We start from the raw sequence: 15,822 nt of genomic DNA, 5'->3' as shown, positions 1-15,822 counted from the left end.
GACGCCACGATCCATCTGCTGCAAAATCGACCTGATTTATTTCGGCGGCCGCAATGAAGAAACGCGAACTGCGAGCGCAGCGAAAGCAACTCAACCAAGAACGCCACCATTTCATCCCGCAGTTCTATCTGCGCCCGTGGTTAGGCGACGACAACAAACTCCAGGAATTTGGCCGGGTGCCTCCCAGCGGCCAGATCCGTTCCCGGCGGATGGGTACGGCTTCGGTCGGCTTCGCCATGAACCTCTACACCCTGCCGGGCGTCACCGAGGACACCCAGCAGAACGTGGAACGAGAGTTCTATGGGGCGGTTGATCGCACAGCCGCCGCGGTCCGCGACAAGCTGCTTGCGGGGTCGACCTCGCTGACCAAACAAGAACGCCATGACTGGGCGCGGTTCATCCTTTCGCTCGAAGGTAGACATCCGGAAGAAATGGCCAGGCTGAAGGCCATCGTGGCTCAACACGTCAAGGACCCGACACCGGAGATGCGGGCAGCTTATCTGAAGATGCGCCTGGATCGTCAGCCAAAGGATTGGGATGAGCTAACCTCCAGCCTGTTCGACGGGGCGCCGGAACTCATGGCGATTATGGGTTCGACCAAACTCATCGCGAACGCTCCGTCGCTCGTTTTCATTGAGAACCTTCATTGGTACGTTCTCGATACTAGTGAAGTGACGCGGAAACTGATAACGAGCGATCGTCCCGTTATTTTCACTGGTGGCATTGCACATTACGAAGGTCATATCGCGCTCCCAATCAGTCCCGACAAGCTATTCGTTGCGACATCCTACAAGGAGTTCGGCGAGGGGTTGCGGCGCTGGCCACAGGGCAGGCTGGTGAGGGAGTGTAACCGTGCGATTATTGGGCAGGCCAGGCACCATGTCTACGGCGTTGACGCCTCCATCTTGGCGGAGGTTCGGCGGCAGATGTCGAAGGACGAGTTCTCGTCTCTGGTCCCAGCACCGAAAAAGCCAAGCCGCGGAGGAAGTAGACATCGAGGAGCTGCTTACTCGCGATAAAGAGTTCGTACGCTTTCAACAGGCTGCTCTAGGCAACTGAGCGCTGTGGCTATCCAGCCGTCACACCACAGCAGGCGCGGCAAACAATTTAGGAGCGTGAAGAAGCGATGGGATGGGGTGCGACGGTCAGGAACTGGCTTGCCGATGTGCTTCGAGTCGCGGATCAGACGCCTGCAGCGGCTGACGACGAGATCGATCGAGAGCTCCACACGCTCGATCATTGGCGCAACAAGCTGTCGGGGCTGCCGCGCACCATAGAGTGTAGAAAGATCGAGTTGCTCGGCAAAGACCATCACGAACCATACTTTGTGGGGCCCGGCCGGATCGAGGTCCGCTCTGCTACTGATATGCGCTTTTTCGTTTATGCTGAGTCCCCCGATGTCGAGGCGGCATTTCGCAAGTACATCAAGGCTAGCAAGCATACTTATGATCCGTTGGAGCAGTTCCAGGTTCACGCAACGGACTATCAGGGGGTCAAATGGGCGTGCGGCTGGTGCGCAGTCAATTATTTCGCAGATGCCAACGCCGGCTGGCCACTGGCTGGGCAGATTATGGGGCTCACGACTTTGGCGACGGGCCCATGGGTCGCAAGGCGCAGCAGTGTCGAGTTGCTGCTCATACCTCCGGTCCGTTTGCCAACGGCCACATCTCTGGTCACGGTGTGTCGCATCGGTAAAGATAAGGTCTTTTCATCCCAAGAGCCCGGCCAGCAGCTCATCGAGGTGCTCGGGACGGTCGTCAAATTCACATACGAGCAGGACGGCCAGGCACTGTGGATCACGGCGGATACTAGCGAGGCATTTAATCATCCATTCGCTGAGAACTGGCTGACCGAGCCGCTCAACATTTTGCTGGGTACGCCGGTGTACCCGCGGATGGTCGCACGCAACCTTGGCGATGGGACCGCCCACGTATGGCTGCGGCCGTCGCCGGGAACGGGAAAATCTTCGGCTATCGGCCTGCTCCAGCCTTTTGCTACAGAGAGCGGGCGCAGCGAGGTCTTTTGGCAGCTCTATGCTGATATCTTGACGATTATTGCCAAGGACAGACAGTTCGAACAGCATCCGCTGACGCAGCAGTATGTTGAGCTGGCACAGGCCTTGGAAGGCTCGCGCTGGGTCGTTACGCTGACCCTAGCTAGTACAGTGGAATCACTCGCTTCCGAACTGATGACCGAGGAGGATCGCCGATCGGAATTCGACGACGAATTGCTTTCGTCGATGAAAAAACATCTGCGTAGCTGGCAGGGCGACCAACGACTGCGGGAACGACTGCTTAACAATCTAGGTCTGATCAGCAGGAAAAGCGTGCTCGCTTTCATGCGCGGGCTTGGGACACGCGGCATAGTCAACCCCGACCATGTGCAGACCTGGTCGCAAATCCGCAATTCGGTGATGCATGGAGAGATGGTCGAACCTTGGTCGAGCGAGGATGGGGACGGTAAGCTGCACGAACTGCTGAAGCTAGTGCACGATCTCACGCGAGCGCGTATCGCCCGATCCAACTAGTCAAGCGATATGCGTATCACTTCTTCCGGTGCCGCGCGCCCCAGATCTATCCCCCGCCTTTGTCGATTGTGCAACGCGTTAGGTGTTCGAAGGTCGGCTTACGGCCCCATTCCAGTCGTCAAACCTCACTCCGCCGAACGTCTCAGATGGGTCGAGAATTCGCCTTCATCAGCGTCGTGAGTGGGCAGTTCAAAACGTTCCCCAAGCCTGTCCAGGCTGTGTAACACAGCCAGGGTCGGAAGCGGTCTTCGCAAGCTATTCGGCCGTCACGCCGACTTCGACGGGATCAGGGATAGTCGCGCTGAAGATCTCCATGATGTTGCGGCGCTTGGTCGGAGACTTGTCGCCAAGCTTCTCAGCTTTCGTCTCGACCACTTCCTTGAGCTGCGCGGCCTTTGGTTTGAGGCCCTCCTCGATCGCCTTTATCCGGGCGTCCATTGCATCGAGGCTTGCAGATGCTTCCGCACCACCAGTGTTTGCAGCATTCGCCTTAGGCTTCGGGCGCAGCGCCTTTTTATTGACGGTGCGTTTGGCAGGTGCTGCAGCTTTCTCGTCTGCCGCAGGTTCCGCCTTGACCGGATTCGCCTGCGCCGCGGCGGCCGTCAAAGGCTTCTCCTCTTTCGCTGGCGCCGGCGAGTGAATTTCGACGGAAGGATCTCCCCCCTTGGCATATTCTGAAGTTGTCGCCGGCACGGGCTTCGGTGCCAGATAATCGACTTCCGGCACTTGCGGAATGTTGGACTGAGAAAATGCCTCGGCTGATTTGAAGGGCTGTGTTTGGAAGAAGCGAAGCTTTTCACCGAAGATCGGCCGTTGTCCTTCGATTAACAGGATCATCTTGTTCTCCGGCATTTGCCGGACCTCCTGCGGCATCATCAGATCGCGTTCGCGAATCTGCTCCACCTTCGTGCGGCGAGGCAGGCCCATCAATTCGATCGTGCGGGATTCCGACTGGTAGCGGATGGTGCGCTTTCCGAGCGCGCGTGATGCATACTCGGCTGTGGCCTGGTCGTTGGCGCCGAGGACGAGCTGATAGCCACAATTGCCGAGCAGGGAATGCCGGGAGGTTTCGCCGTAGATCTCGTCGAGGTTCTTCAGATCCTGGATGATGAAGGCGAGCTTGATGTTATAGCCAGCCACATAGGGCAGCTTGGTCATGATCTCGTCCATCCGCTTCAACTGCCGGAACTCGTCGAGCAGGAAGTAGACGGGGAGGGAATTTGAATCGTGCTCGAGCGTGAGGATATCCATTACCTGCTGCACGAACAGGGTGAGGAGAGGGCGCAGCAGGGTGATGTCGGTGATGTTCGGCGCCAGGTAGATCGAGATCGGCCGGCGCTTCATTGCGCGAAGATCCATGTCCGTGACATTGGTCGCGGCAACAATCCGCTCGTTCTTGAAAGGCCGCATGGCCTTTTGAATGTCCAAGAGAGCAGACGCGGCGGCGCGTTCCGACAGGGCGATGTAGGAATTGAAGCTCTCGACGGTGAACTTCGAAAGATAGGGCTCTTTCTCCTTGATGTATTTCATGAGCGCCTGGAGATCGACGCCACTGTTAAAAAAGGAATTGACCTCTGAGAGGTTGCGCCGGTCTTTGTAGAAGGGGCTTTCCGTGATGTAGCTGATCACGCCGGCAAGGACCTGTTGGGCGGTCGCTTGCCAGACCGAATTTTCCGATTCCGTATTCTCGGGCACGAGAATACTGGCGATGTTTTGAATGTCGGTCGTACGATTGCCGCGCTCGGGCCGGATAAAGTCCAGCGGATTATAGCTGTTGGTCTTTTCGGAGCCGGGCGCAAATAGGAAAACCTGGCTGCCGTTCTGCCGGCGATAGCCCGCCGTCGCCTTGAACACTTCGCCCTTGAGATCGGTGACGATCATCGAGCCTACATGCATCAGCGCGTTGGGGATCACATAGCCGGCACCTTTACCGGAGCGTGTCGGGCCGATGATCAGATGGTGCCGATCGTCCTTGGTCCGAAGAATGTTCCGCCCGATCCGGCCGAAGATATGTCCCTGTTTGCGGAACCACTTCCCGCGTCGTAGCGAAGCCATGTCCTGAAACGCAGCATCCCCCAATGGGCTGCTCGTCGGTTTCAGTCCGATGTAGGCGACGAGGCCTGCCGCCAGCAGCGCCGGCACCATCGAAACAAGCGCGACCTTCTGGAGGGCAGGGCTCGCTTTGTAATGCCAGAACTGTTGAATCGGAGCGAAGGGATTGCTCGTGATCGTCGTTTCGAGGATCCGGCCGTCCTTATAGAAGAGCTGAAGTCCCAGGCCGTACCCGAGCATCCAGACAACGAACGCTATCCCGACGCAAAAGAGCAGGTAGAACGCCTGGAGCTGCTTCGTCATGATTCATCCCGGGCGAAGAAGATCTCAGAGACCCCCCGCTTGCCGCCTTCACGGCGGAGCTGGATGACGATCGGGATGACCATCTGAATATACGACATCAGATCCTGCTTCGAAAAACCCGCCGACATGCCGGCTTGCTGCATCATCATGGCTAGCTGTTCATAAGCGCCCATCGGCGTGTCGGCGTGAACCGTCGACATGCTGCCGGGATGGCCGGTGTTGATTGCCCGGAGGAAGGAAAAAGCCTCTGCGCCTCGAATTTCGCCGACGAACAGACGGTCCGGCCGCATGCGCAGCGATGACTCGAGCAGGCTTTGAATTGTCACGTCCGCTGTGCCCTGGTCGCCCTTCGACGCAATCAGATGAACGGCATTTGCTTGCGGTGGGAAGAGCTCTCGCGTGTCCTCGAGCGTGATGATCCGCTCATGCGGATCGACGCTCTTCAGGCAGGCATTGAGGAAGGTCGTTTTGCCGGAGGAAGTGCCGCCACTGATCAGGATAGAGACCCGCTTGGTGATGGCGGTATGGATGAAATCGTAAATCCGATTTGCGCGCAGATGCCCTATCAGCGCGCGATCAATGTCGCTGAGGCCGCCGACGGCCACAGAGACCTTATCGAGCGAACCGTTGTCGCGATACTCCTCGAGCGTGAAGTTATTGACCACCTGCTTGCGGATCGAGATCGAGCCACCTTCGGGTGCCGCCGGCGGCAAGACGATCTGGATACGCTCGCCGGTCGGAAGCGCGGCGCTGAGGATCGGCTTCGAGCGGCTGATGAACTGGTTCGTGGCAGCCGCAACACGCTCGCCGATGTTCTGGATTTCATCACCCGTCAGGGCGTCGATTCGATGATGCTCCATGTAATCGGCGCCAAACCGTTCCACATAGACATGGCCCGGTTTGTTGACGGCGATTTCCACCACCCTCGGATCGTCAAGAAATTCCCTGATCGGTTCAAGAGCGCGGTTGAGGAAGTAATGGGGATCGCGTCTGATCGTAGTGGTGTTACCTGCGGCGACGTTCACGTTGAATCTCCTTCATCGCTTCGGTGACCGGGTCGTCATACATGGCGCTGAAATCGAGGTCCTGGCGTACGTAGACAAAGATCCGCTCGCCCTGGCTGACGCTAATGGTGGGAGGAATACGAAGGTTTTCGCTCAACGCTTGGTTCGCCATATCCGAGAAGGTCTCGGCGATGGTTTCGCGGGCGAGCTCCTCGCCACGTTGTGCCTCGCTGTTGTTGTCGCCGAACGCCTCGTCGCTTCCGTAGCCGGTCAGGAAGCTGGCGCCGGCGCCGACGACCGAAAGCATGATGGCGGAGCCGAACCTTTCGCGCCATTTGTTGTCGACATGGCCGGTCAAACCAGAGCGCCCCAAGCTATCCGTACCGATGGAGTTAAGGCGCACCGATACGCCATCATCGCGAATGAGCCGGGTCCAGATGACGAAAATACGCTTTTGCCCTCGGGTGATCTCGGACTGGTATTCGCCTATGAGGCGCGTCCCAGTCGGGATCAGGACGCGCCGCCCGTCGAAGGAATAGACGTCCTGCGACGTGATCGCGCGAATCTGGCCGGGCAGATCGCTGTTAATCGCGGTCTCGAGGATGCCCGGGATCAACGTTCCTTCCGGTATCATGGCGTCGATGCGTTCGATCTGACGCGCCTTTGCGCTCCGATCGGCGAGACTCGAGGCCGCAGCGAGGTACTTGCTGTTGCGGTCTTCGCCGGCAACGCTGAGTCCGGACTCGTCTTCGCCTGGAAAACCGCCGTTGCCGTTGCCATTGCCCTTCTGATCAAGCGAAATCAGACCCGACCTATAGCGTTCAGGAAACTCTTCGACAGGCGCAATCTCGGGCGTGGCTTCAACGACCTCTGGTGGCGGTGGAACCTTGAACTCCGTGGTATCGGCAGGCTCTTCTTCAACTGGCTCCGGAGGAGGGGGCAGATTGATGACTGCAGGCTCTATCTCCGGTTTCGGCTCTTCTTGCTCACGCACGAATGACGGCGGCCGGAAGGTGGTCGTCTGAAACTCTTCATCCCTATCGGCGACGTCACGCGGCTTTTCCCCTGCCGTGGCAAGCAAGAAATAGGCGGCGACAGCGCCCCCCAGGAGCAGGGCGGCCATGCCAATGGTTTGATTCCGTCCAGCGTTTCTGTTGCTGACGGCCGTTTCATCGGCCGCCGTCATGGCCTCAAGTTCGGGACTGCGCTTCATCAGTTGCCGCTCCTCCTACGTTTCGTCGCCTTGGTGTCAGGAGCCGGACCGAGAATGGCAGGATCCGGAGCGCCGAAGTCGGGCTTGCGAAGGTTAAAGATGCAAGTCCATTGATTGCCCTCGCGCAGCGTGTATTGCGTCGCGACACCATCGACGACGATGTATTCGCCCTCCTTCCGGAAATTGCGCAGCGTCTCGGAAAAGTCGGCCTGGACGGCAAAAATCGCCGGGACCCGGCTGCCGAACTTGAAGAAGGTCTTTTTCCCGTCGTCGAGGATCACCAAGGGCTTCAACGCCGGATCACCGGAAAACGAATAGTCGATGTTGACGTTGGCCTTATCGACATTCGACATGTTCGGGTAGGCCGCCCGGTACTCAGCTTCCTTGCGGAGCGCGGCATTTAGATCCTTCTCGGGATAGACGAAACGGATCCCGAACACCTGCTTGCCATCGGACGGAGCATGGTCGTTGAGCTCGAGGAAATAGATCCTCTTGCTGGTCACAACATTCATGTTGGTGGCGACGTTCTTTGCGATCGGCTTCACGAATAGAATGTTGCCCTTCTCGGAAGGGGCAACCTGCCAACTATCGGTGTCGCCAAGCGAGATCGTTTCGAACTTTTCGTCCTCGTCAAAGATGATCATGGTGGAGATGCCGTAGGTGGCAGAGACCTTCACCACGTTGTTGGACTGATAGACGACGCTGGTCACGCGCGAATCGAGGCTGCCCGGGCGAGGGGCCTGCGCAGCATGGGCGTGAGTCATCATCGCGACCGCGCAGGCCGCGGAAAGCAGGAGGCGTTTGATCATTCCTCACCTCCCGGCGTAACCGTTTCTTGATCGCGACGGTAGTTGTAGACCTGGAAGCCCAAGGGGTTCTCAAAACGCCATTCGTTGGTCGCCGGGGTGTCCGTATAGCGATAGCGAACGACTGAAATGTAGTGACGCACGATCGAATCCGTGTCCGATTTTTCCGTTGTCGAAAACCGGACCAAGGCCGTGCTCGCATTGGAGAAGGTGACGGACTTGATGTCGACCGTGACCTTCTTGTTCTTGCCGAGGACCTTTGCGGGATTGTCGGGATTTGCCGCACTGTAAAGCTCCTGCAGCTCGCGGGCCGCATCATCAGTGGAGAGTAGGGCGGCGATCCCGAAATTCTGCTCGATCGCGAAGGGGTCGTAGCCTTCGCGAGATCGGATATAGCGCACGACGTTCGCTTGGGTGACCGCCTGTTGGTCGGTCAGCTTGGCGGACCTGGTTAGGCCGGTCTTCACCTCCATATAGCCGGTATTCTTGTCGACCTCGACGATGTAAGGCTCGAAGCTCTTCAGCGGAACGAGCATCACCAATGCCGTTAGTGACAGCAGGGTAATCGCGCCGAAAATCATTGTGACGAACCATGCGAGCGAGCGCGATCGCTTGGCCTTTTTGACGATCTCCTGTTCCCAACGATCGCCGTCCTGAAAGTAGCTCCGAAGAGCTGCGTCATTCGTTTCTGCCATTCGTTCTAGCCCTTACATCTAGCCCTTAAATTCGCGCCTCAGCGAGGCATGCTGTTGCTGCTAATGCGGTTCTGCATCGCCTCAGCACTGGCGTTGCGGATATTGTCTCGCATCCCGCCATGCATCCGTTCTCGCATTCTCATGCCGGCGTCGCCCGCGCCTCCGGCGAGCTGGCGCCCCGTTCTCATGGCTGCAATAGGAGCGGTAATGCCGGTAAATCGACCAACTGACTTTGCGATAGTGCCAACGCCAGCAGCCATCCCACCGACGATCCCTTGCGCAAGCGTCTGAATATTGACCAGCACGAAAGCCCCCGCCGCGCAAAGCAGCAGAAAGCCAGCGACGTCAGAGAGCTGAATTTCTTTGTTCCCTGCAGCATTCGTTAGCTTTGTAAGCTCAGGGTCTAGGGCGGTTATGAGAAACGCCGCAATCACGTACACGAACATCGGCATCAGTGCGTACAACAAGACCTGCTGAAACCAGCCGTATCCATAGTTTCGGGTCGGCTCGAAAAGCATGCAGGCGATGAAGATCGGGGCGGTTCCTATAAGCACCCACATCATTACCTTCGCCAGAAGCAGGATCGCCAGCGCAACCGCAATGAAGATGAGTGCGCCGAGCATGACGACCACGCCCACCAAGGACGGGAGAACCGCGAAGTAGCCAGACTGTTCAGCAAACTCGGACGCTGCCTGGTTCGCAGATCTCCAAATCATGGAGAGACCGTTTGTCGGCTCGGTTATCCCGGTGGACGCAGCGGTCAAAAGTGCGCGGCCGACATCTTCGGGCGTGTTGTTGAGCCAGCTATAGAGGAAATCGTTGAAGTGATCCCATTCGCTGATGAGCCCGAGGATTACCATCATCCGAACAACCCGCGTGATCACCTCGCCAACGCTAATCCTAGCGGTCCCCATAACGAGTTGAACCCCGTAGTATGCGACGTACGCAAGGAACATGACCTGCAGAAGCGGCATGATTTCATCGCCCAGGACGCGATATGCCTGAGCGCTGAATGTTTGGCCTGTGTCTTCGATTCTTTCAAGAAGTTGCCCGAGGAAGTCGCCGCCCATGTCACCCTACATCCTCTACTCAGCCACCATTGCGTCGATTGCCGCGAGCGCCGCCGAAGCATCGCCGTTGACGCTCATCATCGGTCCGCATTCGTGGCGTGGATCGGGCGCGTAAGAGGCTAGGTTCGCTGGCCTTTTGCAAGGGGCGGTCTTTTCCTTGGCCGCAGTACCGCAGCCGGCGAGGCCGGCCGCGATCAGGACGGAAAACAGCATCTTCGCCGCAACGGGGACTCTATTCTGTGGGGTCACTGTACGTGAGAACCTTTTTGGAGTTGGAGATGTCGGTCAGGCGGCGCTGATTTTCAGCCTGCAACGAGGACACAGCACCATTCATGACGCCGATCAGCTCGTTGATCGTCAGGCCAGCCTGGACCTGAAGCTGTGTGTTCTGATCGATGGATCCCTTGATGTCCTTGGCCTGACCGACGTTTGCGCCGGCCTGCTCGAAAGAGGTGCGGCGGGTCTGGACGGCTTGCTGAGAGCCAGTCACGAGCGCCGCTACACCGAGAACGGTGTTCACCATCTCTTCATACGACTTGTCGCCCGAAAACGAGCTGCCTGCCTGGCCGGACAGGTTCTTCACCAATTGCAGGCCGTTGATGAAGTTCGTTGCCACCTTGGCAACATCGCCGCCCATGCCGCCGAAGTTCGGAACGCCGCCCGACATCAGGCTGTCGAAGGACGGCATTTGAGAGACGCTGAAGCCATTGCCGACAGCAAGGTTCTGCATCTGGTTGGCGTCGCTACCGCGATCGCCGGTCACCGCCTGAAGAGTGTCCTGGACTGTTTTCAGGACTTCCTTGTTGGTGCCGAGAATGTCATCGGTGGTTTTCGACGTTCTCTGCGCAACCTCAAGATTAGCAGCGTCGATGACCGGGACTTGAGCGGTTGCTGCGGACGCAAGGGCCACCGAGCACGCCGTTAAAATCAAACGTTTCATGGCAGTTCTCCTCATTGAGCGGTCAACATCAGATCTACGTTGGCTTCGCGCTCCCGCTTCTGGACGCAAGCCTTTTCTGTCGGGCTCCATTCAAGCCCCGCGCGAGGATCGCAAACGCCGGTCGTTTCGCGATCCTCCTCGTCGTCATCCTTCTTGAAGTCGCTCGTACGTGATGCGCCGGAAAGATTGCCGACATCGACCGCACTACGAGAATTCATGAGGTCCGCCATCGTCGTGCCGAGGCGGATGACCTGGTTCATCATTTCGAGGTTGGCATTTCGCGCGCCGGAATTGTGGTCCCAACTGTCCTGGATCGTCCCGCTGGACATTGCGCCCAACTGCTGCAGCCAAGAGGCAACGTTTCCGCTGCTTTCCCCGATCGCCTGCGATGTCGCCATCGAACTAATCGTGGAGTCCCGCATCCCGGTGAAGGCGGTAGAACCGCCGCCATAATTCGCCGGGATATTCGCAACGTCGGAGCCGCCAAAAGCAGGAAGCCACTTTTGGGTGATGTTCGCCACATACCCCTGCGTTTCCTTGAAAGGCGGGATTCCGCCCCACTTCTGGACGTTACCAGGACCCGCGTTATAGGCGGCCAGTGCCAGATTGGTGTTGCCGTTGAAACGGCGAAGCTGCTGCTTCAGATAGCGCGCGCCGCCCCGGAGGTTATCTTCCATGTCATAGGGATTGACCCCGAGATCCTTTGCCGTACCCGGCATAAGCTGAGAAAGACCGATGGCGCCCACCGGCGATTTCGCACACGGATTGAACCGGCTTTCCTGGTAGACGAGCGCCATGAAGAGGCTTTCGTCGACGCCTTCTTCCTGGGCCACTCGCTTCACGAGCCCGGTGATTTCCGGGTTAGCTGTCGCAGCGGAAGCGGCGTCACCGCTGCGACCTGGACGATACATTGAGCAGGTCACGCTTTTGGTGACCGTATGACGGTCACTGTCCGTCTTCTCGATTTCCGTCGTCGTCTGGTCGCGTTTGGTGTCGGTCTCGAGCACCTTGCCGTCAAGCACCGGCACCTGAGAGTGCGCCGTTCCGAAGGCACCAAGCCACAGAGCAGAAATCGCCCACAAAGCAGGACTCTTCCTCATTCGGCCTTCTCCCATCCGCAAAATTCAGCCAGCCAATTTTCAGGCTCGTCGCCATATTGTTCCCGAAGCGCCGCGCACTCCTCGACGGTCTCCTTGCGGCCGGAAAGCACCTTCACGAGATCGGGCATGGCGGAGAGATCGAGCCGAGCGATTACCGAGTCATTGCCGTGCTTGATTAGAAAAGTTCGCTTTTCGGGCGGAGTGTTCTTGATGAAGTTGAATTCCTTCACCGTCAGGCCAAAGCGCTTGATGTAGCTCTCTTCGTCGGCCCGCGGGTTCGGAAAGTGAATGTTCGTCGCCGACTGCTCGATCAGCGTATGCGAGGCTTTTGCCTTGGCGATATCCGCCGCGGACTGGGTGCCGAAGCCTACAATGCCGTTGAGCTTGCGGATGGTTTTCATCTTGTCGACGATGAACGCCGAAAATGTCTCGTCCATAAGGAGCTGCCAGCCCTCGTCCATGAAGAACATGACCGGGTTTCCGTCGAGCAGCTCGTCAAGGCGATGATAGAGGTACATCAGCGCCGGCGTGCGAAGATCATCGTTGCCGAGGATGTTCGTCATGTCGAACCCAAAGACGCTGCGCCCCGAGAAAGAGAGGACGTCGTGCTGGGCGTTGAAAAGCCACGCCTTTTCTCCTTCGATCCAAGGCCGAAGGCGAGAGTGAAGGTCATTGGCATCCGCCCGCGACCGGCCCACCAGCAGCCCGGCCAAGTTCGCCAGGTTGCGCTCCGCCGCAGGTTCTTGCATCAGGCGGACGATCGCCCGCTCTAGCGTATCCTCATCTTCCTGAGTGAAGTCGCTGCGATCACCGGAACGCAGCATTGCCTTCAGGAGGCGAAGGAGGAATTCGCGGTTTGGGCCGGTATTTTCGAGCTGCAGCGGGTTAAAGCCGGTCGGCGTTCCCGGCGACAGCACCTCATATGAACCGCCAATAGCCCTTACGAAGATTTCCGCGCCGCGATCCTTGTCGAAGAACACGGCTTTCGGCGTCGGTGAAGCGCGCATCGCCTGTGCGAGCAGGAAAGTCAAAGCGACCGTTTTACCGGAGCCGGTTGGTCCCGTGACGATGAAGTGCCCGATGTCGCGGCGATGGAAGTTGAACCAGTACGGCGTTTGCGACGTGGTTTCGAGGATGGTGATCGGCAGTCCCCAATGAGTGCGATCGGCCTGGCCCGTCGCGAAATTGTGCATGGAGGACAGGCCGGAAAAATTCGCGCTCGACAACATCGCTTTGCGAGCAATGTAGCTGTGATTGCCGGGCAGTTGCGCCCAAAATCCCGCTTCGAGGTTCAGATCCTCGCGAAGCCAGGTGAGATTCATGTCGGTGAGGCAAGCACCGAGTTCAGAAATGGTGCGGCTAAGGCCCGGGAGATCGCGGGAGAGGCATAGGAGCGAAAGATGGTGGAAACCGAACACGGCTTCCTGGTTCATAAGGCTATTGAGCGCATAGTCGATATCCTGTTCGACTGAGCTACCGGACTCGTCCGAGGCTCTGATCTGCCTCTGCAATCGACTAATACGTTCTTGAGCGATCGGCTTGTCGGCAATGGTGAAGGATTGCGTCAGAATGAATTCGTGGTTCACCTGCACCAGACCGTCCAGCATTCCCGGCCCGGTGAAGGGCGGATATTCCTTGATGGACAGCAGCGCCCCAAAGCGGGTGTCTTCATCGACAGCCGCTTGAGCTTGCATTGTCCGCTTGCTGAAATGCAGTCGCGACGTTCCGACATAATTGCGAATGCCCATGCGGGGCAGGCGCATCTTGCGCGGCACACCGCAGCTCAGGATCGCATTGAAGAACTCGCAGGGTTCGGAGTAGGGCTCGCCTTTCTCCTTCTCTTCACGCCCTTCAATCTTGGCCTCGTCCTCATTCCTGCGACGATAGGTAATTCCAAGCGCCCGGGCTCCATATTTGTGCAGATCGCGGACGATGTTGCCGATCAGCTCCTCGAGCTCTGTAACATCTTCGCGCGTTTGCTGGACCCGAGCGTCCCTGTTTGCCTTGTCAAAGAGCCTCTTCAACGAGTCGCCGACGCCGAGGGCGCCCCGCATCCCAGACCGCACGATGGTCAAGTATATTTCGTTCGTAAACATGCGCTTGTGGCGCAGTTGCCCCATGTAGCGCTTGTTCAAGAGGTCGCAGAATGGTTCGTCGAAGGCGCCACCGATCTCCGTTTCGACCTCTCTCCGGATTACGGTCGACCAAAGAGAATAGCGGCTCGACCCCAAGGCACGGATCATCGTGTTCTGGACGACCGACCTCATGTTGAGCTCAGCCTGGTCCTCCGTCTGGAAGAACAGTCCATCGAGTTTGATGACGCTTAGAAGCGATCCGTTTTCCAGCCCGATCACTGTGTCGGAGACGTGTCGGAGATAGGGAATGTGAGTCCACATGGGCCGCTCATTGCTGGCGACCCGGCCGAATCCGAGCTCTTCTTTGACGACTTTCAGCATGGTCACGGTCCGTAAGAGTTGGTGCCCCAAAAGCGCTTGTTGGGCGTGCGGGGCGTCTTGCGGGACGTCACCTGCATCACGTCCAGGATCCTGTTGTCCCAAGTGCAGAGCGAGAACAGGACAAGGTAAGCAACCGGCGCGATGAGCAACGCCAGGAGGTCGTTCGTTGCAAGCCAGCCGATGATGGTGACGCCAACGATCAGTACCACCGCCATGTAGGGGACCCCCCATATCGTTGGGGACCGGGTTAACCCGATCACCAACGGCGTCAGAGCTGGCTTTTCGTCCCAAAACTCACTCATCGGTCACTGACCGACCGCCGAGATCATCTCGTCGACGATCGCGGGTGCGCCAAACACCAGACCAATGCCCATCACGACCGCGCCGGCAGTGAACCACGACAAGCGTCCGGCGAATGCCAGAAAGCCAAGCCCGATAACGGCAATGATCGCGAGCAGCCGACCGAACGGGCCGGTGATGAAATCGACGATCATCTGCACCGCCGTCTGCAGCGGCCCGAACGCGCCGCCTGCGCTCTGCGCGAGGGCAACATCAGCGCCCGCGACTTGGAATGCCGCCACAATGCCGATCGTGGCTGCGAGCTTCACGGCCTGAGACTTCCTCGTTTGCATTTCAGATTGCATGTTTTTCTCCTTCAAAAGTGCATGACACCGCCGACAAACTTGCCGGTCTTCTTCACGGCGATCACACCGGCGTCGCCGCTGTCACTCGCATCCGAGACCGCCTGCGGAGCGGCGGCCGGCCTCGCCTTGCCTTCTGCCGACGGCATTGGCAGCCCGAGTTGGTAGTTCACCACATTGGCGACGTATCCGACTGTTTCCTGGAACGGCGGGATGCCGCCGTGTTGGTAGATCCGCTGTTCGCCGCTGTTGTAGGCAGCCGCGACCAGGAGCGGGTTCTGAAACTCATCAAGCAGAAAGCGCAGGTACTTCATCCCGCCCTCGATATTCTGAGCGGGATCACAGATGTCCGTAACTCCGAACCGCACAGCCGTAGCAGGCATGAGCTGCATCGGTCCGCGCGCGCCCTTTGGGGAGTTGCGGCTTTGGTCAAAGCCGCTCTCCGCCCAGGCGATGGCCGTCGCGAAGACTTCATCGACGCGATATTTGCGCGCCGTCTGCACAACCAGAGACTTAACCTCTTCCGGGCTGAGCGGAGACGGACCGCATTCATACACGTCTTTGGTGTTGTCATCGATCCGCCGAACTGCACCGATGTGCTGTATCGAGCCCGTGGGAACTTGCAGTTCATTAACCCTGTTCAGCGCGTTGTCGAAGGAGCCGAAGTTGCTCAAAACTGCATCAATATGATGCAAACCCCCAAAATCATGGGGGCTTTGGTCAGCTTTGTTCTGAACCGCATCTTCCTGCTTCACTACGCCATCAGTGCCTAGCACGAGCTCCTTCTCGGAGACCCGCCAGCGCTCATCGAAGTTCGTTGCAAGCGCCGCCTTGTTTTCGGTAGGCCAAGTGCCTCTATTTGTTACAATATTTGCAGATTTCTGCCCATCTTGGGCGTGAGAAATCTGAACCCAACTCGTGCACAAAAGGGCGCTTCCCGTCAAAGCGGCCCAGCCCAAAACGCCTGAAAATCTAGCCCTTTTTTCCATCGCCCCGCGCCTGACTTGCGGTGTTG

The 15,822-nt window shown here is 58.2% G+C and carries 15 protein-coding genes; 2 read left to right on the top strand and 13 right to left on the bottom strand.

Features of this window, described 5'->3' with window-relative positions; translation table 11 throughout:
- Nucleotides 1-53 precede the first annotated feature (53 nt).
- Complete coding sequence (locus M1D34_RS32135; RefSeq protein ID WP_498786404.1) at nucleotides 54-1,019, top strand: DUF4238 domain-containing protein; 966 nt, start codon at nucleotides 54-56, stop codon at nucleotides 1,017-1,019.
- Nucleotides 1,020-1,126: 107 nt separating this feature from the next.
- Nucleotides 1,127-2,527, top strand: coding sequence for a hypothetical protein (locus M1D34_RS32130; protein WP_498786402.1), 1,401 nt, complete (start codon nucleotides 1,127-1,129; stop codon nucleotides 2,525-2,527).
- A 255-nt stretch (nucleotides 2,528-2,782) separates the two neighbouring features.
- Here the strand turns inward: M1D34_RS32130 and M1D34_RS32125 are convergent, their stop codons facing one another.
- Genes M1D34_RS32125 through M1D34_RS32065 form a run of 13 tightly spaced genes read right to left on the bottom strand, consistent with a single transcriptional unit; the run spans nucleotide 2,783 to nucleotide 15,733 of the window.
- A complete protein-coding gene (locus M1D34_RS32125) occupies nucleotides 2,783-4,882 on the bottom strand; it encodes a type IV secretory system conjugative DNA transfer family protein (protein ID WP_498786400.1) in 2,100 nt (699 codons plus the stop codon).
- A complete protein-coding gene (virB11, locus tag M1D34_RS32120; RefSeq protein WP_498786398.1) occupies nucleotides 4,879-5,907 on the bottom strand; it encodes a P-type DNA transfer ATPase VirB11 in 1,029 nt (342 codons plus the stop codon). Before virB11 ends, M1D34_RS32125 begins: the two co-directional genes overlap by 4 nt.
- Nucleotides 5,888-7,099, bottom strand: a complete 1,212-nt coding sequence (gene virB10, locus M1D34_RS32115; RefSeq protein ID WP_498786396.1) for a type IV secretion system protein VirB10 — start codon at nucleotides 7,097-7,099, stop codon at nucleotides 5,888-5,890. The genes virB11 and virB10 overlap by 20 nt, the downstream gene beginning before the upstream one ends.
- On the bottom strand, nucleotides 7,099-7,908 hold the full coding sequence (locus M1D34_RS32110; RefSeq protein ID WP_498786394.1) for a TrbG/VirB9 family P-type conjugative transfer protein: 810 nt from the start codon (nucleotides 7,906-7,908) through the stop codon (nucleotides 7,099-7,101). Before M1D34_RS32110 ends, virB10 begins: the two co-directional genes overlap by 1 nt.
- Nucleotides 7,905-8,600 (bottom strand): VirB8 family type IV secretion system protein, encoded by a 696-nt coding sequence (locus M1D34_RS32105; protein ID WP_498786392.1) that lies wholly within the window; start codon nucleotides 8,598-8,600, stop codon nucleotides 7,905-7,907. The genes M1D34_RS32110 and M1D34_RS32105 overlap by 4 nt, the downstream gene beginning before the upstream one ends.
- A gap of 38 nt (nucleotides 8,601-8,638) precedes the next feature.
- Complete coding sequence (locus tag M1D34_RS32100) at nucleotides 8,639-9,670, bottom strand: TrbL/VirB6 family protein (RefSeq protein WP_498786390.1); 1,032 nt, start codon at nucleotides 9,668-9,670, stop codon at nucleotides 8,639-8,641.
- Nucleotides 9,671-9,685: 15 nt separating this feature from the next.
- The gene (locus tag M1D34_RS32095) at nucleotides 9,686-9,883 is read right to left on the bottom strand and encodes a hypothetical protein (RefSeq protein ID WP_498786388.1); all 198 of its coding nucleotides are present in this window, start codon (nucleotides 9,881-9,883) and stop codon (nucleotides 9,686-9,688) included.
- Nucleotides 9,884-9,902: 19 nt separating this feature from the next.
- The gene (locus tag M1D34_RS32090) at nucleotides 9,903-10,610 is read right to left on the bottom strand and encodes a type IV secretion system protein (RefSeq protein ID WP_498786386.1); all 708 of its coding nucleotides are present in this window, start codon (nucleotides 10,608-10,610) and stop codon (nucleotides 9,903-9,905) included.
- An 11-nt stretch (nucleotides 10,611-10,621) separates the two neighbouring features.
- On the bottom strand, nucleotides 10,622-11,710 hold the full coding sequence (locus M1D34_RS32085) for a lytic transglycosylase domain-containing protein (protein ID WP_498786384.1): 1,089 nt from the start codon (nucleotides 11,708-11,710) through the stop codon (nucleotides 10,622-10,624).
- Nucleotides 11,707-14,166, bottom strand: coding sequence for a VirB4 family type IV secretion/conjugal transfer ATPase (locus tag M1D34_RS32080; RefSeq protein ID WP_498786647.1), 2,460 nt, complete (start codon nucleotides 14,164-14,166; stop codon nucleotides 11,707-11,709). Before M1D34_RS32080 ends, M1D34_RS32085 begins: the two co-directional genes overlap by 4 nt.
- Nucleotides 14,167-14,168: 2 nt before the next feature.
- On the bottom strand, nucleotides 14,169-14,468 hold the full coding sequence (locus tag M1D34_RS32075; protein ID WP_498786382.1) for a VirB3 family type IV secretion system protein: 300 nt from the start codon (nucleotides 14,466-14,468) through the stop codon (nucleotides 14,169-14,171).
- Nucleotides 14,469-14,471: 3 nt separating this feature from the next.
- Nucleotides 14,472-14,810: a TrbC/VirB2 family type IV secretion system protein gene (locus M1D34_RS32070; RefSeq protein WP_498786380.1), complete on the bottom strand. Its 339-nt coding sequence runs from the start codon at nucleotides 14,808-14,810 to the stop codon at nucleotides 14,472-14,474.
- A gap of 11 nt (nucleotides 14,811-14,821) precedes the next feature.
- A complete protein-coding gene (locus tag M1D34_RS32065; RefSeq protein WP_498786645.1) occupies nucleotides 14,822-15,733 on the bottom strand; it encodes a lytic transglycosylase domain-containing protein in 912 nt (303 codons plus the stop codon).
- Nucleotides 15,734-15,822 lie beyond the last annotated feature (89 nt).

The sequence above is a fragment of the Ensifer sp. D2-11 genome (assembly GCF_054161295.1).
Note: the sequence above shows the minus strand (reverse complement) of the source record. Positions and strands in the feature narration are given on the sequence as shown.